Annotated in this window: 22 protein-coding genes; 7 read left to right on the forward strand and 15 right to left on the reverse strand. The window is 66.2% G+C overall.

What is annotated here, in order from left to right; all coding sequences use genetic code 11:
* The first annotated feature begins 27 nt into the window (after positions 1–27).
* From VL15_RS23070 to VL15_RS23090, 5 genes are all read left to right on the forward strand, one after another.
* On the forward strand, positions 28–1092 hold the full coding sequence (locus VL15_RS23070) for a regulator (protein ID WP_155420281.1): 1065 nt from the start codon (positions 28–30) through the stop codon (positions 1090–1092).
* A 14-nt stretch (positions 1093–1106) separates the two neighbouring features.
* Positions 1107–2804, forward strand: coding sequence for a single-stranded-DNA-specific exonuclease RecJ (gene recJ, locus VL15_RS23075; RefSeq protein WP_048248756.1), 1698 nt, complete (start codon positions 1107–1109; stop codon positions 2802–2804).
* A gap of 152 nt (positions 2805–2956) precedes the next feature.
* Positions 2957–4061 (forward strand): peptide chain release factor 2 gene (gene prfB, locus VL15_RS40460; protein ID WP_155420282.1). Its coding sequence is split into 2 segments (ribosomal slippage): positions 2957–3037 and positions 3039–4061, totalling 1104 coding nucleotides; the frame shifts between segments, so codons are not numbered across the junction.
* Positions 4062–4133: 72 nt separating this feature from the next.
* Entirely contained in the window at positions 4134–5660 is a 1527-nt protein-coding gene (gene lysS / locus VL15_RS23085; protein WP_048248759.1) for a lysine--tRNA ligase, read from the forward strand.
* 348 nt (positions 5661–6008) lie between these two features.
* Positions 6009–6734 (forward strand): glycine zipper 2TM domain-containing protein, encoded by a 726-nt coding sequence (locus VL15_RS23090; RefSeq protein WP_048248760.1) that lies wholly within the window; start codon positions 6009–6011, stop codon positions 6732–6734.
* Between the two features lie 120 nt (positions 6735–6854).
* On the opposite strand, the gene iscX is transcribed toward VL15_RS23090, so the two are convergent.
* From iscX to VL15_RS23150, 12 genes are all read right to left on the reverse strand, one after another.
* A complete protein-coding gene (gene iscX, locus VL15_RS23095) occupies positions 6855–7064 on the reverse strand; it encodes a Fe-S cluster assembly protein IscX (protein WP_021157676.1) in 210 nt (69 codons plus the stop codon).
* A 19-nt stretch (positions 7065–7083) separates the two neighbouring features.
* Positions 7084–7425 (reverse strand): ISC system 2Fe-2S type ferredoxin, encoded by a 342-nt coding sequence (gene fdx, locus VL15_RS23100; protein WP_006478392.1) that lies wholly within the window; start codon positions 7423–7425, stop codon positions 7084–7086.
* An 88-nt stretch (positions 7426–7513) separates the two neighbouring features.
* Complete coding sequence (gene hscA, locus VL15_RS23105; protein ID WP_048248762.1) at positions 7514–9382, reverse strand: Fe-S protein assembly chaperone HscA; 1869 nt, start codon at positions 9380–9382, stop codon at positions 7514–7516.
* 54 nt (positions 9383–9436) lie between these two features.
* Positions 9437–9964 (reverse strand): Fe-S protein assembly co-chaperone HscB, encoded by a 528-nt coding sequence (gene hscB, locus VL15_RS23110; protein WP_048248918.1) that lies wholly within the window; start codon positions 9962–9964, stop codon positions 9437–9439.
* Positions 9965–10058: 94 nt separating this feature from the next.
* On the reverse strand, positions 10059–10382 hold the full coding sequence (gene iscA, locus VL15_RS23115) for an iron-sulfur cluster assembly protein IscA (RefSeq protein WP_014896627.1): 324 nt from the start codon (positions 10380–10382) through the stop codon (positions 10059–10061).
* Between the two features lie 65 nt (positions 10383–10447).
* Positions 10448–10855 (reverse strand): Fe-S cluster assembly scaffold IscU, encoded by a 408-nt coding sequence (iscU, locus tag VL15_RS23120; protein WP_006481982.1) that lies wholly within the window; start codon positions 10853–10855, stop codon positions 10448–10450.
* A 66-nt stretch (positions 10856–10921) separates the two neighbouring features.
* Positions 10922–12145, reverse strand: a complete 1224-nt coding sequence (locus tag VL15_RS23125; protein ID WP_048248763.1) for an IscS subfamily cysteine desulfurase — start codon at positions 12143–12145, stop codon at positions 10922–10924.
* Between the two features lie 65 nt (positions 12146–12210).
* Positions 12211–12750 carry a Fe-S cluster assembly transcriptional regulator IscR gene (gene iscR / locus VL15_RS23130; protein WP_048248765.1) on the reverse strand — a complete coding sequence of 180 codons (540 nt, stop codon included), beginning with the start codon at positions 12748–12750 and terminating at the stop codon, positions 12211–12213.
* Positions 12751–12864: 114 nt separating this feature from the next.
* A complete protein-coding gene (locus VL15_RS23135) occupies positions 12865–13347 on the reverse strand; it encodes a low molecular weight protein-tyrosine-phosphatase (RefSeq protein WP_048248766.1) in 483 nt (160 codons plus the stop codon).
* A 101-nt stretch (positions 13348–13448) separates the two neighbouring features.
* Positions 13449–13676 carry a hypothetical protein gene (locus VL15_RS23140; protein WP_048248768.1) on the reverse strand — a complete coding sequence of 76 codons (228 nt, stop codon included), beginning with the start codon at positions 13674–13676 and terminating at the stop codon, positions 13449–13451.
* A gap of 129 nt (positions 13677–13805) precedes the next feature.
* On the reverse strand, positions 13806–15218 hold the full coding sequence (locus VL15_RS23145) for a lactate utilization protein B (RefSeq protein ID WP_048248769.1): 1413 nt from the start codon (positions 15216–15218) through the stop codon (positions 13806–13808).
* Positions 15219–15255: 37 nt separating this feature from the next.
* Positions 15256–15978 (reverse strand): (Fe-S)-binding protein, encoded by a 723-nt coding sequence (locus VL15_RS23150; protein WP_048248771.1) that lies wholly within the window; start codon positions 15976–15978, stop codon positions 15256–15258.
* A 183-nt stretch (positions 15979–16161) separates the two neighbouring features.
* Here VL15_RS23150 and VL15_RS23155 point away from each other — a divergent pair, with 183 nt between their 5' ends.
* Positions 16162–16971: an IclR family transcriptional regulator gene (locus VL15_RS23155; protein WP_048248773.1), complete on the forward strand. Its 810-nt coding sequence runs from the start codon at positions 16162–16164 to the stop codon at positions 16969–16971.
* A 97-nt stretch (positions 16972–17068) separates the two neighbouring features.
* Here VL15_RS23155 and pbpG read toward each other — a convergent pair whose 3' ends face one another.
* Positions 17069–18235 (reverse strand): D-alanyl-D-alanine endopeptidase, encoded by a 1167-nt coding sequence (gene pbpG, locus VL15_RS23160; RefSeq protein ID WP_048248774.1) that lies wholly within the window; start codon positions 18233–18235, stop codon positions 17069–17071.
* Between the two features lie 654 nt (positions 18236–18889).
* Here pbpG and VL15_RS23165 point away from each other — a divergent pair.
* On the forward strand, positions 18890–19456 hold the full coding sequence (locus VL15_RS23165) for a phasin family protein (RefSeq protein ID WP_048248776.1): 567 nt from the start codon (positions 18890–18892) through the stop codon (positions 19454–19456).
* Positions 19457–19657: 201 nt separating this feature from the next.
* Here the strand turns inward: VL15_RS23165 and lpdA are convergent, their stop codons facing one another.
* The gene (lpdA, locus tag VL15_RS23170; RefSeq protein ID WP_048248778.1) at positions 19658–21424 is read right to left on the reverse strand and encodes a dihydrolipoyl dehydrogenase; all 1767 of its coding nucleotides are present in this window, start codon (positions 21422–21424) and stop codon (positions 19658–19660) included.
* Between the two features lie 278 nt (positions 21425–21702).
* Positions 21703–23328, reverse strand: a complete 1626-nt coding sequence (gene aceF / locus VL15_RS23175) for a dihydrolipoyllysine-residue acetyltransferase (RefSeq protein ID WP_048248780.1) — start codon at positions 23326–23328, stop codon at positions 21703–21705.
* Positions 23329–23381 lie beyond the last annotated feature (53 nt).

A 23381-nucleotide genomic window follows, 5' to 3' on the forward strand; every position in this document is an offset into this window, starting at 1 on the left:
GCAGTTTGCCATACAATGCGCACCATCATGCACGACCGACGCCTCCATTTTCTCGTTCCGTTCGCGCTGCCGTCGGCGGCCGATGCGGCCTCGTCCCTGCACACGCTGGACAGCCCCGCGCTCGAAAAGTTGCTCGCCCGCGCGAGTCTCGTCGAGCGCGTGGCCGGCGAGGACTTCCAGCGCACGCTGCCGCACGAGCGCTGGCTGGCCCGCCAGTTCGGCGCAACCCGGGGCAACGCCGCGGACGAAGCGCCGCTCGCGCCCTACATGCTGCTGGCCGACGGCGGCGCCCCCGGCACGCAAGCATGGGCGTGCGTCGAGCCCGTGCACGTCGAAATCGCGCACGATCACCTCGTGCTCGTCGATCCGGCCGCCCTCGCGCTCGACGACGGCGACGCCGCCGCACTGCTCGCGGTCGCGCGGCCGCTGATCGAGGAGCTCGGCGTGCGGCTCGAAGCGCCGAATCCGGCGCGCTGGTACCTGTCGAGCGAACAGCTCGCCCGGCTCGCCGGCGCCGCGCCGCTGCGCGCGAGCGGCCGCAACATCGAGATCTGGCTGCCGCACGAGGCCCACACGGGCGAGCGCTCGCGGATGTGGATGAAACTGCAGAACGAAGTGCAGATGGCGTGGTTCCTGCACCCGGTCAACGAAGCCCGCGAGGCGCGCGGCCTGCCGGCCGTCAATTCGATCTGGTTCCATGCACAGGGCACGCTGAAGCCGGTCGGCAAGCCGTTCGCGCGCGTGCTGTCCGAATCGCCCGCGGCACTCGGCCTCGCGCGCGCCGCGCAAGCCGAAGCCGGCCCTGCCCCGACCGCGTTCGGCGCGCTGCCCGCCGCCGCGGGCGCGACGCTCGTCGAACTGCCGGCGCTCACCACCCCGTTCATCGAGCAGGACTGGGCACGCTGGCACGACGGGCTCGCCGCGCTCGAGCGCGACTGGTTCGCGCCGGCCCTCGCCGCGCTGCAGAACGGCGCGCTGGCAAGCGTCGATTTCACGCTGTGCGGCGACACGAGTTCCGTGACGCTGCACGCGACGCGCGGCGACCTGCGCAAGTTCTGGCGCCGCCGCGCGCTCGCCTCCCTGTTCGAATAACAAGCAGAGCCCGAATGACCCGGATCGTTACCCGCCCCGTCGCGCCCGCCGACGCAGAAGTGCTCGCGCGTCACGGCCTGCATCCCGTGCTCGCGCGCCTTTACGCGTCGCGCGGCGTGCAGTCCCCGACCGACATCGAGACCGCGCTCGCGCGCCTCGTTCCGCCCACCGAGCTGAAAGGCTGCGCCGACGCGGCGTCGCTGCTCGCCGACGCGATCGCCGACCAGCGACGCCTGCTGGTCGTCGCCGACTACGACTGCGACGGCGCGACCGCATGCGCGGTCGCGGTGCGCGGCCTGCGCATGTTCGGCGCGCAAATCGACTACCTGGTGCCGAACCGCTTCGAATACGGCTACGGCCTCACGCCCGAGATCGTCGAGCTCGCGGCCGCGCGCAAGCCCGATCTGCTGATCACCGTCGACAACGGGATCGCGAGCGTCGCGGGCGTCGAAGCCGCGAACGCGCGCGGCATCGACGTGCTCGTGACCGACCACCACCTGCCCGGCGACGCGCTGCCCGCCGCCCGTGCGATCGTCAACCCGAACCAGCCCGGCTGCGCGTTCCCGAGCAAGCACATCGCCGGCGTCGGCGTGATGTTCTATGTGCTGCTCGCGCTGCGTGCCGAGCTGCGCCGCCGCGGCGCATTCGCGAGCAAGGAAGCCGAGCCGCGCCTCGACGGCCTGCTCGACCTCGTCGCGCTCGGCACCGTCGCCGACGTCGTACGGCTCGACGGCAACAATCGCGTGCTCGTCGCGCAGGGGCTGCAGCGCATCCGCAACGGCCGCATGCAGCCGGGCATCGCCGCGCTGTTCCGCGCCGCCGCGCGCGAAGCGCGCACCGCGTCGGGCTTCGACCTCGGCTTCGGCCTCGGCCCGCGGCTCAACGCCGCCGGGCGGCTTTCCGACATGTCGCTCGGCATCGAGTGCCTGATCACCGACGACATCGGCCGCGCGTGGGATCTCGCGCAGCAGCTCGACGTGATGAACCGCGAGCGCCGCGAGATCGAGGCCGGCATGCAGCAGCAGGCGCTCGCCGATCTCGCCGACGTCGACCCGGCCGACGCGTGCACGATCACGTTGTTCAACCCTGAGTGGCACCAGGGGGTGATCGGCATCGTCGCCGGCCGGCTCAAGGAAAAATTCCACCGCCCGTCGTTCACGTTCGCGCACGCCGACGAGGAAGGCAAGCGCGTCAAGGGATCGGGCCGGTCGATCGCCGGCTTTCACCTGCGCGACGCGCTCGACCTCGTGTCGAAACGCGAACCGGACCTGATCGTCGCGTTCGGCGGCCATGCGATGGCGGCCGGCCTCACGCTCGACACCGAGAACGTGCCGCGCTTCGCGGCCGCGTTCGAAGCCGTCGCGCGCGAATGGCTGTCCGACGACGCGCTCGCCCGCGTGATCGAAACCGACGGCGAACTCGAGGACGCGTATTTCACGCCGCAGTTCGTCGGGCTGCTCGACGAGGCCGTCTGGGGGCAAGGTTTTCCGGCCCCGCTTTTCTCGGGCGAATTCGACGTCGTGTCGCAGTCGCTCGTGAAGGACAAGCACCTGAAGCTGCAGCTTGCGCGCGGCCGCCAGCGCTTCAACGCGATCTGGTTCAACCACACCGAGCCGCTGCCGGCGAGCGCGCTGATCGCATACCGCCTCGTCGCCGACACGTGGAATGGCGTCACGCGCGTCCAGCTGATCGTCGAGCACGCGGCCGGCTGAGCACGGGCCGCCCGGCCCGCAGTGCCCGCGAGCGCATGCCTGCCGCGCCGGACGGGGCCGCGGCGCGCATGCGCGCACCGTTCGCGTCACCGGGCAACCCTGCCGATCGGCTATAATTCCGCTTTTTTACGAAGCAAGAATAGCGAGCGATCATGGAAGCGGAACGTCTCAACGCGATCGAAAGCTCCCTGCTCGACCTGCGCAACCGCGCAGGCGAGCTCCGGGGGTATCTTTGACTACGACGCCAAAGCAGCGCGTCTGATCGAAGTCAACAAGGAACTCGAAGACCCGAATGTCTGGAACGATTCGAAGAACGCCCAGGCACTCGGTCGCGAGAAGAAGCTGCTCGATGGCGTCGTCTCGACGCTGACGGTGCTCGATAGCGACCTGCGCGACGCGCTCGACCTGTTCGAGATGGCTCGCGAGGAAGGCGACGAAGATACCCTCGTCGCGTCGGAAGACGATGCCGCGAAGCTCGAAGCGCGCGTCGGCGACATCGAGTTCCGCCGGATGTTCTCGAACCCGGCCGACCCGAACAACTGCTTCATCGACATTCAGGCCGGCGCCGGCGGCACCGAGGCGTGCGACTGGGCGTCGATGCTGCTGCGCCAGTACCTGCGCTACTGCGAACGCAAGGGCTTCAAGGCCGAGGTGCTCGAAGAGTCCGACGGCGACGTCGCCGGCATCAAGAACGCGACGGTCAAGGTCTCGGGCGAATACGCGTACGGCTTCCTGCGCACCGAAACGGGCATTCACCGCCTCGTGCGCAAGTCGCCGTTCGATTCGTCGGGCGGCCGCCACACGTCGTTCTCGTCGGTGTTCGTGTATCCGGAAATCGACGACTCGATCGAAGTCGAGGTGAACCCGGCCGACCTGCGTATCGATACCTACCGTGCGTCGGGCGCGGGCGGCCAGCACATCAACAAGACCGACTCGGCCGTGCGGATCACGCACATGCCGACCGGCATCGTCGTGCAGTGCCAGAACGACCGCTCGCAGCACCGCAACCGCGCCGAAGCGATGGCGATGCTGAAGTCGCGCCTGTACGAAGCCGAAATGCGCAAGCGCCAGGCCGAGCAGGACAAGCTCGAGTCGAGCAAGACCGACGTGGGCTGGGGCCACCAGATCCGCTCGTACGTGCTCGACCAGAGCCGCGTGAAGGACCTGCGCACGAACGTCGAAATGAGCAACACGCGTGCGGTGCTCGACGGCGATCTCGACGACTTCATCAGCGCGAGCCTCAAACAGGGCGTGTAAGCGCCGCGGCGCGGCCTGACCGCGCCGCCCTTCCCGTTTGCGTTGCCGCACCCAATCCGAATTCCGACCATCATGACCGAACCGACCCAAACGCAGCCCGCCGTCGCAGCGGACGAAAACCAGATCATCGCCGAGCGCCGCGAGAAGCTGCGCGCCTTGCGCGAGCAAGGCGTCGCCTACCCGAACGATTTCCGGCCGACGCATCACGCGGCCGATCTCCAGGTGAAATTCGCCGACTCGGACAAGGCCGCGCTCGAAGCGAACCCGGTCGAGGTGTCGGTCGCCGGCCGCATGATGCTCAAGCGCGTGATGGGCAAGGCGAGCTTCGCGACGGTGCAGGACGGTTCGGGCCAGATCCAGTTCTTCGTGACGCCGAACGACGTCGGCGCGGAGACCTACGACGCATTCAAGAAGTGGGACCTCGGCGACATCGTCGCCGCGCGCGGCGTGCTGTTCCGCACCAACAAGGGCGAGCTGTCGGTCCAGTGCAAGGAGCTGCGCCTGCTGTCGAAGGCGCTGCGTCCGCTGCCGGACAAGTTCCACGGCCTCTCCGACCAGGAAATGCGCTACCGCCAGCGCTACGTCGACCTGATCGTCACGCCGGAAACGCGCGACACGTTCCGTGCACGCACCAAGACGATCGCGTCGATCCGCAAGTTCATGGATTCGGCCGACTTCATGGAAGTCGAGACGCCGATGCTGCACCCGATCCCGGGCGGCGCGACGGCAAAGCCGTTCGTCACGCATCACAACGCGCTCGACATGCAGATGTTCCTGCGCATCGCGCCGGAGCTGTACCTGAAGCGCCTGATCGTCGGCGGCTTCGAGCGCGTGTTCGAGATCAACCGTAACTTCCGGAACGAAGGCGTGTCGCCGCGTCACAACCCGGAATTCACGATGATGGAGTTCTACGCCGCGTACACCGACTATCGCTGGCTGATGGACTTCACCGAGCAGCTGATCCGCCAGGCGGCGATCGATGCGCTCGGCACCGCGACGATCCAGTACCAGGGCCGCGAGCTCGACCTCGCGAGGCCATTCCACCGGCTGACGATCACGCAGGCGATCCAGAAGTACGCGCCGCAGTACACCGACGGCCAGCTGTCGGACGACGCGTTCGTGCGCACCGAACTGAAGCGCTTTGGCGTCGACGTGTCGCAGCCGGCGTTCCTGAACGCAGGCATCGGCGCGCTGCAGCTCGCGCTGTTCGAGGAAACGGCCGAAGCGCAACTCTGGGAGCCGACGTTCATCATCGACTATCCGGTCGAGGTGTCGCCGCTCGCACGCGCATCGGATACGGTGCCGGGCATCACCGAGCGTTTCGAACTGTTCATGACCGGCCGCGAGATCGCGAACGGCTTCTCCGAGCTGAACGACCCGGAAGACCAGGCCGCGCGCTTCAAGAAGCAGGTCGAGCAGAAGGATGCGGGCGACGAGGAAGCGATGTTCTTCGACGCCGACTACATCCGCGCGCTCGAATACGGGATGCCTCCGACCGGCGGCTGCGGGATCGGCATCGACCGTCTCGTGATGCTGCTGACCGACAGCCCGACGATCCGCGACGTGCTGCTGTTCCCCCATCTGCGCCGCGAAGACTGATCGCCGCGCCCGCGTGTGCGCCGCGCCCCGCGGCGCGCACGCATCAGCTTTGTAACGACGCGTAAATCCCGCCAGCCGGCGTCCACCGGCTTTCGATCTTCCCCCGTTTTATTCCCTTGTCGCGACGGCCTGCCCCGGGTTTTCCCGGTCACGACCGCCGGCGCCCCGCTGCAATTCGTTACACCTTGATACGGTGCGCCCCGCGCCGGTATACGACACTCCGTTTGCGTCACCACGCATGACCACGGGACCAGAACCAGGCGCAGGAACGCCGAGTCTGCTCGCTCCCGAAGCGTGGGATCCGGCCCGGCGCCGACGTGCCGATCCGGATCGACATCGGAGAAAAAAATGGACAACCAGAATCAGACCACGCCGCAAAAGCAACGCCTCCACCCGCTCATCGCCACCGCCGCCGGTGCCGTCATCGTCGCCAGCCTCGCGGCGACGGCAGCAATCACGGGCGTCTTCCCGAAGGCCAGCAGCAGCAACGAACAGAACGGCCAGACCCAGGCTGCGCTGATCGCGTCGCAGCCGGCCGTCGATACGGCCGCAGCGGCAAGCGCCGCGCTGGCCGCACAAGCCCAGCAGCAGGCAGCCGAACAGGCCGCCGCGCAGCAGAAGGCGATCGCGCAGGCCGAACCGAAGCCCGCGCCGCGTCCGGCGGCGACGCACCGCCGTCACACGACGGCACCGCAGCCGCCGCAATACGCGCAGCAACCGTCGGCGCCTGCCCAGACCTACTGCCAGAGCTGCGGCACGGTCGTCGCGATCACGCAGACGCGCACGCCGGGCCAGGGCTCGGGGATCGGCGCCGTGGGCGGCGCAGCGGCCGGCGGCCTGCTCGGCAACCAGTTCGGCCACGGTAACGGCCGCACCGCGATGACGATCATCGGCGCGCTGGGCGGCGGTCTCGCCGGCAACCAGGTCGAGAAGCAGGTGCGCGCGGAAACCGACTATCAGGTGCAAGTGCAGATGGAAAGCGGCGCGACGCGCACGTTCACGTACCACGACGCACCGCCGTTCGGCCAGGGCCAGCGCGTGCGGGTCGAGAACGGCACGCTGGTCGGCGCGTAAGCGTCCCCTGCCCGCGCGTCGTGCGCGGGCGGCGCGACCTGAAAACAAAAACGGCTCGTGAGCAATCACGAGCCGTTTTTTTATCGCAGGCCAGGTGCGCCATTGCGGCGCACGCCGTACTCAGTCTTCGTCGTCGAAGTCCGATTCGTCGATCCAGTGCGCCTGGATCGCTTCGAGGATCTTCTCGCCGGAGTGCTTCGGATCGTCGTCGAAGCCGTCGAGTTCGAGCACCCATTGGCGCAGGTCGACGAAGTTGATCCGCTGCGGGTCGATGTCCGGGTGCTTGTCCGCCAGCGCAATCGCTATTTCACGCGAATCGGTCCATTTCATCGCCTGCCTCCGGTTCCTGTCAGTGGTTTTCCTTCGCGTGGTTGATCGAGTACTTCGGAATCTCGACCACCAGGTCCGAATCTTCCTTCACGATCGCCTGGCACGACAGGCGCGACGTCGGCTCGAGGCCCCACGCCTTGTCCAGCAGATCGTCCTCGTCCTCCTCGGACGGCGTCAGATCGTTGAAGCCTTCGCGGATCACCACGTGGCACGTCGTGCACGCGCACGACTTCTCGCATGCATGCTCGATCTCGATCCCATGGTCGAGCAGGTTGTCGCAGATACTCTTGCCGGGCGTCGCGTCGATCACTGCGCCGTCCGGGCACAGTTCGACGTGAGGCAGCACCACCAGTTGAGGCATGTCCGTTCCGTCAGTCAAGGTGCGGCGGCGGGCGCCGCACGGTTCATTATCGCGCGGGCCGTCGCCGGCCGATGCGCAGTGAGTGGGTTCAGATTTCGTCGAGACGGCGACCCGACAGCGCGCGCTTGATGCTCTTGTCCATCCGGCGCGCCGCGAATTCGTCGGTGCCGTCGGCGAGCGTCTTGGTCGCGGCTTCGATCGCATTCGTATCGTCGCCTTGCGCGACCGCGCGCAGCGCCGCGGCGAGCGCGTCGACCTGCGTGCGCTCGTCCGCATCGAGCAATTCGCCGTCGGCCGCCAGCGCGGCCTGCGTCGCCTCGAGCATCCGCTGGGCCTCGACCTGCGCTTCGCGCAGCGCGCGCGCGCGCATGTCGATTTCGGCGGTCTTGAAGCTGTCCTCGAGCATCTTCGCGATGTCGTCATCGGCGAGGCCGTACGACGGCTTCACGACGACCGACGCCTCGACGCCCGACAGTTGTTCGCGTGCGAACACCGACAGCAGGCCGTCGGCGTCGACCTGATAGGTCACGCGAATCCGCGCGGCGCCGGCCGTCATCGGCGGAATGCCGCGCAGCTCGAAGCGCGCGAGCGACCGGCAGTCGGCGACGAGCTCGCGCTCGCCCTGCACGACGTGGATCGCCATCGCGGTCTGGCCGTCCTTGAAGGTCGTGAATTCCTGCGCGCGCGCGACCGGAATCGTCGAGTTGCGCGGAATGATCTTCTCGACGAGGCCGCCCATCGTCTCGACACCGAGCGACAGCGGAATCACGTCGAGCAGCAGCCAGTCGTCGCCGGTGCCGCGGTTGCCCGCGAGCAGGTCGGCTTGGATCGCCGCGCCGAGCGCGACGACCTGGTCCGGATCGAGGTTCACGAGCGGCGGCTGGCCGAAGTATTTCGCGACCGCGTCGCGGATCACCGGCATGCGCGTCGCGCCGCCGACGAGCACGACACCCTTGATGTCGGCCGGCGTCACCTGCGCGTCGCGCAGCGCCTTGCGGGTCGGCGTGAGCGTGCGTTGCACGAGCGGCTCGACGAGCGATGCGAACGTGTCGTGCGAGATCGTCTGCACGAGGTGCGCGCCACTCGACAGCGTCACGTCGAGCGATGCCTGCGGCGCGGACGACAGCGCTTCCTTCAGCACGCGCACGCGATCGAGCAGCAGACGCACGTCCTCGGGCGCCAGCGTCTTCGCATCGATGCCGGCCTGCGCAAGCACCTGACCGAACAGCGCGTGATCGAAGTCGTCGCCGCCGAGCGCGGAATCGCCGCCTGCAGCCAGCACTTCGAACACGCCCTTCGTCAGCTTCAGGATCGACAGGTCGAACGTGCCGCCGCCGAGGTCGTACACCGCGTAGAGGCCTTCGGCCGCGTTGTCGAGGCCGTAGGCAATCGCCGCGGCGGTCGGTTCGTTCAGCAGGCGCAGCACGTTGAGGCCCGCGAGGCGCGCGGCATCCTTGGTCGCCTGGCGCTGCGCTTCGTCGAAATACGCGGGCACCGTGATCACCGCGCCGACCAGATCGTCGCCGAGCGAATCCTCGGCGCGATAGCGCAGCGTCGCGAGAATCTCGGCCGACACTTCGACCGGGCTCTTCACGCCGTCGATGGTGCGGATCTGCACCATGCCCGGCGCATCGACGAATTCGTACGGCGCGTTCGCCGCGCCCTCTACCTCGGCCTTGCCGCGGCCCATGAAGCGCTTGACCGACACGATCGTGTTGCGCGGATCGGTCGCGGCCTGCTCTTTCGCTTCGTGGCCGATGCGGCGGCCGCCCTTCTCGAGATAACGGACCACCGACGGCAGCAGCACACGGCCCGCTTCGTCCGGCAGAACTTCGGCCACGCTGTTGCGCACGGCCGCGACGAGCGAGTTGGTCGTGCCGAGATCGATCCCGACGGCGAGTCGCCGCTGATGCGGTGCCGGCGCCATGCCCGGTTCGGAAATTTGCAGTAAAGCCATCTTGGTTCGTTCGGGCGCTCGGCCCGTTTGCTGCGCGTGCCGCAAGGCACGCGGTTAAGTTTCGAGGCGCTCGATCTGCGCGCCCACTTCCGACGCGACCCGTTCGATGAACATCAGCTGGCGCACGGCCTCTGCAGCCGCCTGATCGGCGCCGCTGTCGAGCAGCGTGCCGAGGCGTTCGACGCGCACGCGCTTCTCGTCGCGCAGCTCGGCGAGCAGCGCATCGAGCGCGTCGACATTACGGGCGGCCGCGGCATCCTCGATGCTTTCGCGCCACTCCATCTGCTGCATCAGGAACGCGGGCTCCATCGCGGTGTTGTTTTCCGCGCCGATGTCGACGCCGCGCAGCGACAGCAGATAGGACGCGCGCTTCAAGGGATCGCGCAACGTGCGATAGCCCTCGTTCGCGCGGGTGGCCCATTGCATCGCGATGCGCTTCTGCGCGTCGCCGGCCGCCGCGAAGCGGTCGGGATGCACCTGCGTCTGCACCGTCCGATAGGCGGCGTCGAGCACCGCTTCGTCGAGCGCGAATTGCGCCGGCAGGTGAAACAGGTCGAAGTGGCTGTCTTTCAGCGAGACCATCGTCGCGTTCAATTCCGGTTCGTCGCGCGGCAAACGCCGCACATTAAAAAGGCGGCCCGTGCCGCCTCTTGCCCGCATCGCGCGGAGATCCGCGTCACACGCGGAACGATTCGCCGCAGCCGCACTCGTCCTTCACGTTCGGGTTGTTGAACTTGAACCCTTCGTTCAGGCCTTCGCGGGCGAAGTCGAGCTCGGTGCCGTCGATGTACGCGAGGCTCTTCGGATCGACGATGACTTTCACGCCATGGCTCTCGAACACCTGATCCTCGGGAGCCAGCTCGTCGACATACTCGAGCTTGTACGCGAGCCCCGAGCACCCGGTCGTGCGAACGCCAAGCCGCAGGCCCACACCCTTGCCGCGACGGACGAGGTATTTCTGGACGTGCTGTGCTGCTTTTTCGGTCAGTGTAATTGCCATGATGTCCTTGCCGCGGCGCGCCACCGGGGTTCGCCGCGTTTCCTTCTGAAGCCGCTCGATGCCGCTCAGGCCGCTGCCTGATCGCCTTCCTTCGTGTCGTGGCGCTTCTTGTAGTCGGCCACGGCTGCCTTGATCGCGTCTTCCGCGAGGATCGAGCAGTGAATCTTCACCGGCGGCAGTGCGAGCTCTTCGGCGATCTGCGTGTTCTTGATCGAGAGCGCCTCGTCGAGCGTCTTGCCCTTCACCCATTCGGTCACGAGCGAGCTCGACGCGATCGCCGAACCGCAACCGTAGGTCTTGAACTTCGCGTCTTCGATCACACCGTCCGCGCCGACGCGGATTTGCAGCTTCATCACGTCGCCGCAAGCCGGCGCGCCGACCATGCCCGTGCCGACCGTGTCGTCGTCCTTCGCGAACGAACCGACGTTGCGCGGGTTTTCGTAGTGATCCAGAACCTTGTTGCTGTAAGACATGACTCAGACTCCTTGACTCGTTACGCTGCGTGCGCCAATCCGCCCGCGGGTGCATTCAATGCGGTATTAGTGTGCGGCCCATTCGATCGTCGACAGATCGATGCCTTCCTGGTGCATTTCCCAGAGCGGCGACAGTTCACGCAGCTTCGCGATCTTGCCATTCAGCAAATTGATCACGAAGTCGACATCCTGCTCCGTCGTGAAGCGGCCGACCGTGAAGCGGATCGAGCTGTGTGCGAGCTCGTCGTTGCGGCCGAGCGCACGCAGCACGTACGACGGCTCCAGCGACGCCGACGTGCACGCGGAGCCCGACGACACCGCGACGTCCTTGATCGCCATGATCAGCGACTCGCCTTCGACGAAGTTGAAACTGATGTTGAGGTTATGCGGGACACGGTGTTCCATGTCGCCGTTCACGTACGTTTCCTCGATCTGCGACAGGCCGCGCAGCAGCTTGTCGCGCAGCATGCGGATGCGCTCGTTCTCGGTCGCCATTTCCTCGCGCGCGATACGGAACGCTTCGCCCATGCCGACGATCTGGTGCGTCGCCAGCGTGCCCGAACGCATGCCGCGCTCGTGGCCGCCACCGTGCATCTGCGCCTCGATGCGCACACGCGGCTTGCGGCGCACATACAGCGCACCGATGCCCTTCGGGCCGTAGGTCTTGTGTGCCGAGAACGACATCAGGTCGACCTTCAGCTTCGCGAGGTCGATCGTGACCTTGCCGGTCGATTGCGCGGCGTCGACGTGGAAAATGATGCCCTTCTCGCGGCAGATCTCACCGATCGTCTCGATGTCCTGGATCACGCCGATCTCGTTGTTCACGTGCATCACGGACACGAGAATCGTGTCGGGGCGCAGCGCTGCCTTGAGCACGTCGAGGTCGATCAGGCCGTCATCCTTCACGTCGAGGTAGGTGACTTCGAAACCGTCGCGCTCGAGCTCGCGGCACGTGTCGAGCACGGCCTTGTGCTCGGTCTTCACCGTGATGATGTGCTTGCCCTTGCCCTTGTAGAAGTTCGCGGCACCCTTGATGGCGAGGTTGTCCGACTCCGTTGCGCCGGACGTCCAGATGATCTCGCGCGGATCCGCGTTCACGAGCGCGGCCACCTGCTCGCGCGCTTCCTCGACCGCGCGCTCCGCGTCCCAGCCGTATGCGTGGCTGCGCGACGCCGGGTTGCCGAACTGCTCGCGCAGATACGGCACCATCTTGTCGACCACGCGCGGATCGACGGGCGTCGTCGCGCTGTAATCCATATAGATGGGCAGGTGGAGAGTCTCTTGGGTCATCTGTCGCTCCGGGTATTCTGTGCAGGGACTATGTGCGTTATGGGGTATGGCGGGCGCGTTGGCGCTCACGAACTCGCGATGTTGAACACCGAATTGGGGCCGAGCGGCATCGTGCGCACCGGCTCGGCCGGCGCGGCGACGGGCTCCGCCGTGCGCCGATCGCGCAGCACCGCGGGGGCACCCTCGCGTGCGCGCTGCTGATCGACGAGATCCTGCAGCGACACCGAATCGAGGTATTCGACCATCTTCTGGTTGAGCGTCGACCACAGCTCGTGCGTCATGCAATGGCCGTCGGGCTGCTTCGAGCCGTCGCACGTGCCTTTGCCGCCGCACTGCGTGGCGTCGAGCGGCTCATCGACCGCAATGATGATGTCGGCAACGGTGACGTCCTGCGCGCGACGCGCGAGGTTGTAGCCGCCGCCCGGGCCGCGCACGGATTCAACGATTTCATGCCTGCGCAGCTTCCCGAACAGCTGTTCGAGATACGAGAGCGAAATCCGCTGGCGCTGGCTGATGCCTGCAAGCGTCACCGGGCCCTGCTCCTGGCGCAGTGCCAAGTCAATCATCGCCGTGACGGCGAAACGGCCTTTGGTGGTGAGTCTCATGGTGTCTAGGGGACTGCAATCTTGACGATTTTGGTCAAGTATAAATATTTGACAGATTTAGTCAAGTATCCATGCCTTTGATAGGGTATTCGCAGATCGCTGAATACCGCGCGATCAACGCTCCGTGCGGGCCCGAAGCGTCTCCAGCAGGCCCGCGCACGCGCGTTCGACCTGATCGAGCACCTGTTCGAAGCCCTGCGCGCCGCCGAAATACGGATCGGCCACTTCGGTTTCGGTCGTGTCCGGCGCGAATTCCATCAGCAGGCGCACCTTGTCGCGATGCCGCGGCGGGCAGCGCCGGCGCAATTCCGCGAGATTGGCTTCGTCCATCGCGAGCAACAGGTCGAAACGCTCGAAATCGGCCGCGCCCACCTGCCGCGCACGCAGCGCCGACAGATCGTAGCCACGGCTGTGCGCGGCGGCCTGCGCACGCGTGTCGGGCGGCTCGCCCACGTGCCAGTCGCCGGTGCCGGCCGAATCGATCGCGATCCGGTCGGCCAGCGCGGCCGCGTCGACCTGATGGCGCATCACGCCTTCCGCGGTGGGCGAACGGCAGATGTTGCCGAGACAGACGAAACAGATCGCAACGCGGGTCATCGCACTATCGAAAAGCCGCGGCGGACCGCGTGGAAGAAGAACACGCCATTATACAAAGGCGCCCGAAATCGCGCCGCCGCGCCAAGCGACGGCGCCGTGCATTACAGCGCCTTCGGCGCCGCGAGCGCGACGTCGCCGGATGCGGCCGGCAGCGGCTTCGCCGCGTCGTCGACCAGCCCGAACGACACCGCGCGCGCCAGCTCGGCGGACGCTTGGTGAACCGCGAGCGGGCCGCGCGACGGCGCATCGGCCATTGCGTGCAGATAGGCAGCCGCAGCCAGCGGAACCACGATAACCAGCGGCCAGTACATCGATATTGTCTTTCTCATGATGCGGACCTCCTTGACCTCGTTCCCCGAAACCCAATTCCGGGGACTACAGACAGGATTCTATAGACCGCATCTATCGAGATAAATATGCAAATAGCGAACGCACTGTTGCCGCCCGATGAACAGTCATCAGCCGAGGTGGCTTTGCGACGCCGCGTAGAGTTCGCGGAACGTGCGCCCTGTCGGTGTCGGCATGTCGCGCGTGTTCATCCAGCCGCCCATCATCGGCAGGCGCCGCAGCGTGCCGCCGTTGCCGCCCAGCCGTTCGAGGACGCGCACCGCGAGCTTGGTCGTCAGCGCATACAGCATCGGCCGCCGCGCGAAGAAGCCCCATGCGGCGAGCGCCGCTCGCTCGCGCCACGGCCGCAGGTGTCGTTCGACCTGCTTTTCGCGCAGCGTGCGCAGCAGGCCGGACAACGGAATCCCGACCGGGCACACGCTGTCGCATTCGCCGCATAGCGTGGCGGCCTGCGGCAGGTCGAGCGCGCGGTCGAGGCCGACGTAGCTCGGTGTCAGCACCGACCCCATCGGGCCCGGATAGACCCAGCCGTACGCATGGCCGCCGACCTTCTGGTAAACCGGGCAATGGTTCATGCACGCGCCGCAGCGGATGCAGCGCAGCATCTCCTGGAACTCGCCGCCGATCAGCCCCGTGCGGCCGCCGTCGACGAGCACCACATAATTGTGTTCGGGGCCATCCTCGTCGCCCGGGCCGCGCGGCCCGGTCAGCAGCGAGAAATAGTTCGACGTCTTCTGCCCCGTCGCGGAGCGCGGCAACAGGCGCATCGCGGTCGCGAGATCCTCGAGCGTCGGCAACACCTTCTCGATGCCCGTCACCGCGACATGCACGCGCGGCATCACCGTGCACATCCCCTCGTTCCCTTCGTTCGTCACGATTGCGACCGAACCCGTCTCGGCGATCACGAAGTTGCCGCCCGTCACGCCCATGTCGGCCGACATGAAATGCGGGCGCAACACTTCGCGCGCCTCGCGCGTCATGTCCGGAATCTCGGTGAGCCGCTCGCGATGGTGCGTACGCGCGAACAGGTCGGCGATCTCGTCCTTGTCCTTGTGCACGACGGGCGCAATGATGTGGCTCGGCGGCTCGTTGTCGTTGATCTGCAGGATGTATTCGCCGAGGTCCGTCTCGATCGACTGCACACCCATCTCCGCGAGCACCGCGTTCAGGCGCATTTCCTCCGACACCATCGACTTGGTCTTGATGACCTTCTTCACGTCGTGACGGCGCGCGATGTCGGCCACGAGCCGCGCGGCATCCGCGGTCGTTTCGGCGAACAGTACCGTCGTGCCGCGTCGCGTCGCCTCGCGCTCGAATGCCTCGAGCCACACGTCGAGATTCTCCAGCGCGCGGTTGCGGCGCGCCTTGAGCGCGGCGCGCGTGGCCGGGAAGTCGATCGCGGTCATCGCGTCGGCGCGCGCGGACACGAACTTCGTCGACAGCTTCTTCAGGTTCTGCTGCAGGCGCTGGTCGGCCAGCTTTTGGCCGGCGCGCGCCTTGAAATGCATCGATTGGACTTGCATCGCGGTATCGGGGGAGGAAAGTGAGCGGAACCGGGCGTCAGACGTCGCCCGCCAGCACCTGCGCGACGTGCAGCACGCGCGTGTCGCGGTCGCCGGTGCGGCGCAACCGCCCTTCGATGTTCAGCATGCAGCCGAGATCGCCGAGCACGACGGTGCCCGCGCCCGACGCTCGCACATTCGCGCATTTCTGGTCCGCGATGGCCGCCGAAATGTCGCCGTACTTGACCGCGAACGTGCCGCCGAAGCCGCAACAGTGCTCGCAGTCCTTCATCTCGGTGAGCGCGACGCCGCGCTGCGCGAGCAGCGCGCGCGGCTGCGCCTTCACGCCGAGCTCGCGCAGGCCCGAGCACGAGTCGTGATAGGTGACGGGCCCGGTGAACTCGCCCGGCTCGAGCGAAACCCTGGCGACGTTCGCGAGGAAATCGGTCAGTTCGTAGACTTTCTGCTGGAACCGCCCATAGCGCCCCATCAGTTCGGGGTCGTCGCGGAACAGGTCGCCATAGTGCGCGCGAATCATCCCGCCGCACGAACCGGACGGCGCGACGACGTAATCGAACTGCTCGAACTCGCGCAGCGTCTTCTCCGCGAGATCGCGCGCGAGCGCGCGGTCGCCCGAGTTGTACGCCGGCTGGCCGCAGCAGGTCTGCGCGGGCGGCACGATCACCTCGTAGCCGGCGTCGCGAATCAGCTTGAGCGCCGAGAAACCGATTTCGGGGCGCATCAGATCGACCAGGCAGGTCACGAACAAACCGACTCGCATACGTGCTCCTTCGAGAAAACGGCTCTCATTATCCGCCGTTTGGCCAGCAAGACCAACGCCGGTTCGTGCGCAAGCCCGCTGTGCGCGAAACGAGGACTTCCTCGAACGGCGTTCGCTTTTTTCACAATACGAGATACAATCGTTGCAACACCGCTTGCCGCGTCAACCGATTTCTCCCCCGACATGAGCCAATCCACCCCGGATTCAAAAACGTCGATCCAGGTGATCGAACGCATGATGCGGTTGCTGGACGCGCTCGCCGCGCACAGCGACCCCGTCAGCCTGAAGGAGCTTGCGCAGCGCACGGAGCTGCATCCGTCGACCGCGCACCGCATCCTCAACGACATGGTGACCTGCCGTCTCGTCGACCGCTCCGATCCCGGCACGTACCGCCTGGGCATGCGGCTGCTCGAACTCGGCAACCTCGTGAAGGCGCGCCTGTCGGTACGCGACGCGGCGCTGACGCCGATGCGCGAGCTGCACCGCCTCACCGGGCAGACCGTGAACCTGTCGGTGCGCCAGGGCGACGAGATCGTCTATATCGAGCGTGCGTATTCGGAGCGCTCGGGGATGCAGGTCGTCCGCGCGATCGGCGGCCGCGCGCCGCTGCACCTCACGTCGGTCGGCAAGCTGTTCCTCGCGGCCGACGAAACGTCGCGCGTGCGCGCCTATGCAACGCGCACCGGCTTGTCCGGCCATACGCAGAACAGCATCACCGACATCGCGAAGCTCGAGCGCGAGCTGACGATCGTCCGCCAGCAATCGTGCGCACGCGACAACGAGGAGCTGGAGCTCGGCGTGCGCTGTATCGCTGCCGGCATCTACGACGATTCGGGCAAGCTCGTCGCGGGCCTGTCACTGTCGGCACCGGCCGATCGCCTGCAGGACGCGTGGCTCGGCCAGCTGAGCCGGACGGCCCTCACCATCTCGGAATCGCTCGGTTACCGGCCGGCACCCACGAAGGATACGGACGGACTGCAGCGGCAGGCGTAAGCCGCGCCACCGGCCCCGGCACTCCGGAACGAAAAAGCCCCGCGATTGCGGGGCTTTTTTTCATCCGTCGGCGCGGCGGCGAACCGCCGCGGCACGATCAGGTTCCGCCGTTCGGCGTGTTGGCAGCCGTCAGGCGCTCGCCGCCGCCGGCATCGAGCCAGTTGCGCAGGCGCGCCGCGTCGGCGAAGCGCGAATACTTGCCGAACGAATCGAGCAGCACCATCACCATCGGCCGGCCGTGGATCGTCGCCTGCATCACGAGGCATTCGCCTGCTTCGTTGATGAAGCCCGTCTTCTGCAGGCCGATGTCCCACGAGCCGTTGCCGCGGATCAGCGCGTTCGTGCTGTTGTACGCGAGATTGCGTTTGCCCGTGTTCACCTCGTAGCTGCGATCGGTCGAGAACTGGCGGATCATCGGGTACTGGTACGCCGCATTGACCATCTTCACCAGATCGCGCGCGCTCGAAACGTTCGAGCTCGACAGGCCGGTCGAATTCTCGAAGTGCGTATCGGCCATGCCGAGCGACTTCGCCTTCGCGTTCATCGCCGCGATGAACGCCGGACGGCCGCCCGGGTAGTAACGCGACAACGCGGCGGCCGCACGGTTTTCCGACGCCATCAGCGCGATATGCAGCATGTCTTCGCGCGACAGCACCGAACCGACCGACAGGCGCGAGCCCGTGCCCTTTTCATAGTCGCGGTCTTCGTCCGTGACTTCGATCTGGTCGGTCATCGGCGACTTCGAGTCGAGCACGACCATCGCCGTCATCAGCTTCGAGATCGACGCGATCGGCACGACGGCGTGCGAATTCTTGTCGAACAGCGGCTCGCCGGAATTCTGGTCGACGACGTACGCGACGCTCGAACGCAGCGCGAGCGCGTCCGGCGTGTCGTGCAGGCCGAACGCCTGGCCGACGGTCGGACGACGCGGCTGGAACGCGACCTTGCGGACCGCGCCGCGGTGGACGCCGTGCACGTTCGCCGCGAGCGTCACGCGCTTGCGCGACGCCTTCGCGCGCGGCGCATCGGCCGCGGCGACCTTGGCGGATTTCTCGGAGCTTGCCTTGGCCGACTTCTTCTTCGCGGACGAAGCAGGAGCGGCGGCCTTTTTCTTGGCGGCTTGTTGGGTACTCGCAGTGGCGGCAAAGGCGTCAGCAGGCGCGACGGACGCGGTGGTCGCCAGCAAGGCGACTGCGACCGACACAGCCGTGCCGAGCGTCATGCTCTGCAACAATCTGCGCGGTGAAAACGATTCGGCTTTCATTGGGGTCTGGACAAAGCGGGCGGGAGGTTTCCGCAAGTGTAGTTAAAGCTGAAAAAAAGAGCAATATTAGGCACTTACCGATCGTCGTTAAACCGGAATATAAGGGTCGGCCAACCTCTGGCAAATCGACCCTCCCGCTCCCATCGAAAAAATTCATGGGATGCGCTGCCCGACAGTACCCGTCTCCCGATTACCACCCGGTTAATTGAGATAACGTCACTTCGGAGGCGATTTAAAGCGGGGAAACTACGTATCCGGCGCTCGGCGTGCTAGGGGCGCCGGTCTCGACCGTGGCGGCGGCACGTCGCCACGGCACGCACATCGAAACGGCGCGCTTTTCGACAGGAACAGAAGGATAACGTTCCATGGGCCTGTCAGGTTTACCTGTGCATGCTCATGGTGCGCCGCGCTTGCCCCGCAGCCGTGCGCACCATGTGGGATCGCGCGTGAAACCGATTCCGAACGACCACGATAACTCGTTGTTTTATCGATAATTTGTCGCGATTGTGCAACGCACAAAAAATACTTGACATCCGTTTTCTCTGCCCTAAAATACGCTTCATTGCTGCGTTGCACAAAGCACGCGCATCCGAGGTTCCCCGTCGTAGTGCCCTTTACCCAGCGATCGACGCGATCGCTTTTCAGGAGCTGGACATGTCCTTGCTGACCCCCGAGCAAATCGCCGCTGCACAGAAAGCCAACCTCGAAAGCCTGTTCGGTCTGACGACCAAGGCGTTCGAAGGCGTCGAAAAGCTGATCGAACTCAACCTGCAGGTCGTGAAGTCGACGCTGGCCGAAGGCCAGGAAAACGCACAGCGCCTGCTGTCGGTGAAGGACGCGCAGGAACTGATCGCGCTGCAAGCGAGCCTGTCGCAGCCGGTCGCGGAAAAGGTGCTGTCGTACGGCCGTCACCTGTACGAAATCGCGTCGTCGACGCAAGCCGAATTCGCGAAGGTTGCTGAAGCGCAATTCGAAGAGCAGAACAAGAAGGTCCAGGCACTCGTCGACAACGTCGCGAAGAACGCCCCGGCCGGTTCGGAAACGGCTGTCGCCGCGCTGAAGTCGGCACTGAACGCTGCGAACACCACGTACGAAACGGTTCAGAAGGCTGCGAAGCAAGCCGTCGAAATCGCCGAGACGAACTTCAACGCCGCTGCTGCCGTCGCAACGAAGGCTGCTACCGCCGCTGCTGCACGTCGTACGAGCAAGCCGGCCGCGTAAGCGTCCCCTGCTCCTGAAAGAGCCGCGCACAGCGCGGCTTTTTCGTTTCCGGCGCCGGAACACGCACAAACCGGCCGCCGACTGCCGGGCTCGAACGGTCGTTTGAACGCCGGCCGCGGACCAAAGAAAACGCCGCCGCCCGGATTGCCCGGGCGGCGGCGTTTTTTCGTGGCCGGCGCATGGCCGGCCGTGAAGGTCGCGTTACTTCTTGCGCTGCGGCGGCAGGTCCGTACAGACGCCTTCGTACAGCTCGGCGGCCATGCCGACCGATTCGCCGAGCGTCGGGTGCGGATGGATCGTCTTGCCGATGTCTTCCGCGTCCGCGCCCATCTCGACGGCGAGGCACACTTCGCTGATCAGGTCGCCCGCGTTCAGGCCGACGATCGCACCGCCGATCACGCGATGGGTTTCCTCGTCGAAGATCAGCTTCGTGAAGCCTTCGTCGCGGCCGTTCGCGATCGCGCGGCCCGAAGCGGCCCACGGGAACACGGCCTTGCCGTACTTGATGCCTTCGGCCTTGCACTGGTCTTCCGTCTTGCCCGCCCACGCCACTTCCGGATCGGTGTACGCCACCGACGGGATCTGCAGTGCGTCGAAGTACGCCTTCTCGCCGTGCGCGGCTTCCGCTGCGACATGGCCTTCATGCACGGCCTTGTGCGCGAGCATCGGCTGACCGACGACATCGCCGATCGCGAAGATGTGCGGGACGTTCGTGCGCATCTGCTTGTCGACGTCGATGAAGCCGCGATCCGTGACGGCGACGCCTGCCTTGTCGGCGCCGATCTTCTTGCCGTTCGGGCTGCGGCCCACCGCGACGAGCACGAGGTCGTAGCGCTGCGCTTCCGCCGGCGCCTTTTCGCCCTCGAACTTCACGTAGATGCCGTCTTCCTTCGCTTCCGCGCCGACCGTCTTGGTCTTCAGCATCACGTTGCCGAAGCGCTTCGCGTTGTACTTTTCCCAGACCTTCACGAGGTCGCGGTCCGCGCCCATCATCAGCCCGTCCATCATTTCGACGACGTCGATTTCGGCGCCGAGCGTCGCGTACACCGTCGCCATTTCGAGGCCGATGATGCCGCCGCCGATCACGAGCATGCGCTTCGGCAGCTGGCGCAGTTCGAGCGCGCCCGTCGAATCGACGACACGCGGGTCTTCCGGCATGAACGGCAGCTTCACGGCCTGCGAGCCTGCTGCGATGATCGCCTGCTTGAACTTGACGACCTTCTTGCCGTTTTCGCCCTGCACTTCCATGTGATACGGATCGACGAATGCGCCGACGCCCGTCACCACTTCGACCTTGCGTGCCTTCGCCATGCCGGCGAGGCCCGTCGTCAGCTTCTTGACGACGCCGCCCTTGAAGTCGCGCAGCTTGTCGAGATCGACTTCCGGCTTGCCGAACGAAATGCCGTGCGACGCGAGCGCCGCGGCTTCGTCGATGACGAGCGCCGTGTGCAGCAGCGCCTTCGACGGGATGCAGCCCACGTTCAGGCACACGCCGCCGAGTGTCGAATAGCGTTCGACGAGCACCGTCTTCATGCCGAGATCGGCTGCGCGGAACGCGGCCGAGTAACCGCCGGGGCCGGCGCCGAGCACGAGCATGTCGCACTCGATGTCGGCTGCGCCGGCGTAGCTGCCGGCTTGCGGCGCGGGTGCCGGAGCGGCTGCGGCCGGTGCCGGTGCAGCCGCTGCGGGCTTGGCCGGTTCCGGTGCTTTCGCGGGTGCGGCCGCGCCTGCCGAGGCTTCGACGATGGCGATGACGGTGCCTTGCGAGACTTTCTCGCCGGCTTTGACCTTGATTTCCTTGACGGTGCCGGCGACGTCGCTGGGCACTTCCATGGAGGCTTTGTCCGATTCGAGCGTGATGAGCGTCTGCTCTTTTTCGATCACGTCGCCCGGCTTCACATTGACTTCGATGACATCGACGCCGCTGAAATCGCCGATATCCGGAACCTTGACTTCGATGAGACTCATTACTGTCCCCTTCTTGATTAGCTGCAGACAGAGAGGGAGAAACCCGCGATGAACCGAAGACGGCCGAACAAAAGAACAGGAACCTGGGCAGAACCACCTTTGCCGTCCGCCCAAGGACGCGCCTTTCTTTTGGTTACTTTTCTTTGGAAGACAAAGAAAAGTGACCGCCGCCCCGCGCAGGGGCGACGCTGACAGACCGTTAGCAATACAGGTTCAACGACGAAGCGTGGATAACCGACATAAAAAACCCACGCCCCCGCGAGCCAACTCCCCGCTCATCAAAGAATGATGCGACGGAAATCGCCGAGCAACGCGCCGAGATACGCGTTGAACCGCGCGGCTTCCGCGCCATCGATCACGCGATGGTCATACGACAGCGACAGCGGCAGCATGAGACGCGGCACGAACTGCTTGCCGTCCCACACCGGCTTCGTCTGGCCGCGCGACAACCCGAGGATCGCCACTTCCGGCGCGTTGATGATCGGCGTGAAGTTCGTCCCGCCGATCCCGCCGAGCGACGAGATCGAGAAGCAGCCGCCCTGCATCTGGTCCGGCTTCAGCTTGCCGTCGCGCGCGGCCTTCGACAGGTCGCTCATTTCCTTCGCGATGTCGACGAGGCCCTTCTTGTCCGCATCGCGGATCACCGGCACGACGAGGCCGTTCGGCGTATCGGCGGCGAAACCGACGTGGAAGTACTGCTTGAACACGAGGTTGTCGCCGTCGAGGCTCGCGTTGAAGGTCGGGAATTTCTTCAGCGCGGCAACGACCGCCTTGATCACAAACGCGAGCATCGTGAACTTCACGCCCGCCTTCTCGTGCTCCTTGTTCAGCTGGACGCGCAGCGCCTCGAGCTCGGTGATGTCCGCTTCGTCGTTGTTCGTGACGTGCGGGATCATCACCCAGTTGCGATGCAGGTTCGCGCCCGAGATCTTCTTGATGCGCGACAGCGGCTTCGCCTCGAACGGGCCGAACTTCGAGAAATCGACCTTCGGCCACGGCAGCAGGTTCAGCTCGCCGCCGCCTGCCGGCGCGGCTGCCGCGACCGGCGCTGCGCGCTGGCCCGTCATCACGCCCTTCACGAAGCCCGTGACGTCTTCCTTCGTGATGCGGCCCTTCGGACCCGAACCCTGCACGCGTGCGACTTCGACGCCGAGTTCGCGCGCGAACTTGCGCACCGACGGCGATGCGTGGCTTGCGCGGTATTCGCCCGACGGCGCGGCAGCCGGTGCGGCTGCAGCCGGCGCCGGTGCAGATGCCGCCGGCGCGGGTGCGGCGGCAGGTGCCGGCGCGGCAGCGGCCGGAGCCGGTGCGCTCGCCTGCGGTGCGGCAGCCGGTGCGCCTGCGGCGTCGAGCAGCACGATCAGCGTGCCTTCGGACACCGAGTCGCCCACCTTCACCTTGATTTCCTTCACGACGCCGGCGGCCGGGCTCGGCACGTCCATCGTCGCCTTGTCCGACTCGAGCGTGACCAGCGACTGTTCCTTCTCGACCGTGTCGCCGACCTTCACGCCGATCTCGATCACCGGCACGTCCTTGTAGTCGCCGATGTCGGGCACCTTCACTTCGAGCGTGCCGCCGGCTGCTGCCGGTGCGGCTGCCGGTGCTGCTGCGGCCGGTGCCGGCGCTGCGGCCGGCGCGGCCGCACCATTGGCCTGCGCCGCGGCGCCGCCTTCGAGCAGGATGATCAGCGAGCCTTCCGACACGGAATCGCCCACCTTGACCTTGATTTCCTTCACGACGCCCGCTACCGGGCTCGGCACGTCCATCGTCGCCTTGTCCGACTCGAGCGTGACGAGCGACTGCTCGGGCTCGACCGTGTCGCCGACCTTCACGCCGATCTCGATCACCGGCACGTCCTTGTAATCGCCGATATCCGGCACCTTCACTTCGATCGCTTGACTCATCTGTTTCTGTCTCCATGGCCGCGCGCGCTTCTCGCGGAAGCGGCGCGCGGCAT

The organism is Burkholderia cepacia, from assembly GCF_001039005.1.
Classification (GTDB): domain Bacteria; phylum Pseudomonadota; class Gammaproteobacteria; order Burkholderiales; family Burkholderiaceae; genus Burkholderia; species Burkholderia theae.

Coding starts and splice junctions, on each gene's coding strand:
- VL15_RS23070 (WP_155420281.1), top strand. CDS start 28: ATGCACGACCGACGCCTCCATTTTCTCGTTCCGTTCGCGCTGCCGTCG.
- recJ (WP_048248756.1), top strand. CDS start 1,107: ATGACCCGGATCGTTACCCGCCCCGTCGCGCCCGCCGACGCAGAAGTG.
- lysS (WP_048248759.1), top strand. CDS start 4,134: ATGACCGAACCGACCCAAACGCAGCCCGCCGTCGCAGCGGACGAAAAC.
- VL15_RS23090 (WP_048248760.1), top strand. CDS start 6,009: ATGGACAACCAGAATCAGACCACGCCGCAAAAGCAACGCCTCCACCCG.
- iscX (WP_021157676.1), bottom strand. CDS start 7,064: ATGAAATGGACCGATTCGCGTGAAATAGCGATTGCGCTGGCGGACAAG.
- fdx (WP_006478392.1), bottom strand. CDS start 7,425: ATGCCTCAACTGGTGGTGCTGCCTCACGTCGAACTGTGCCCGGACGGC.
- hscA (WP_048248762.1), bottom strand. CDS start 9,382: ATGGCTTTACTGCAAATTTCCGAACCGGGCATGGCGCCGGCACCGCAT.
- hscB (WP_048248918.1), bottom strand. CDS start 9,964: ATGGTCTCGCTGAAAGACAGCCACTTCGACCTGTTTCACCTGCCGGCG.
- iscA (WP_014896627.1), bottom strand. CDS start 10,382: ATGGCAATTACACTGACCGAAAAAGCAGCACAGCACGTCCAGAAATAC.
- iscU (WP_006481982.1), bottom strand. CDS start 10,855: ATGTCTTACAGCAACAAGGTTCTGGATCACTACGAAAACCCGCGCAAC.
- VL15_RS23125 (WP_048248763.1), bottom strand. CDS start 12,145: ATGACCCAAGAGACTCTCCACCTGCCCATCTATATGGATTACAGCGCG.
- iscR (WP_048248765.1), bottom strand. CDS start 12,750: ATGAGACTCACCACCAAAGGCCGTTTCGCCGTCACGGCGATGATTGAC.
- VL15_RS23135 (WP_048248766.1), bottom strand. CDS start 13,347: ATGACCCGCGTTGCGATCTGTTTCGTCTGTCTCGGCAACATCTGCCGT.
- VL15_RS23140 (WP_048248768.1), bottom strand. CDS start 13,676: ATGAGAAAGACAATATCGATGTACTGGCCGCTGGTTATCGTGGTTCCG.
- VL15_RS23145 (WP_048248769.1), bottom strand. CDS start 15,218: ATGCAAGTCCAATCGATGCATTTCAAGGCGCGCGCCGGCCAAAAGCTG.
- VL15_RS23150 (WP_048248771.1), bottom strand. CDS start 15,978: ATGCGAGTCGGTTTGTTCGTGACCTGCCTGGTCGATCTGATGCGCCCC.
- VL15_RS23155 (WP_048248773.1), top strand. CDS start 16,162: ATGAGCCAATCCACCCCGGATTCAAAAACGTCGATCCAGGTGATCGAA.
- pbpG (WP_048248774.1), bottom strand. CDS start 18,235: ATGAAAGCCGAATCGTTTTCACCGCGCAGATTGTTGCAGAGCATGACG.
- VL15_RS23165 (WP_048248776.1), top strand. CDS start 18,890: ATGTCCTTGCTGACCCCCGAGCAAATCGCCGCTGCACAGAAAGCCAAC.
- lpdA (WP_048248778.1), bottom strand. CDS start 21,424: ATGAGTCTCATCGAAGTCAAGGTTCCGGATATCGGCGATTTCAGCGGC.
- aceF (WP_048248780.1), bottom strand. CDS start 23,328: ATGAGTCAAGCGATCGAAGTGAAGGTGCCGGATATCGGCGATTACAAG.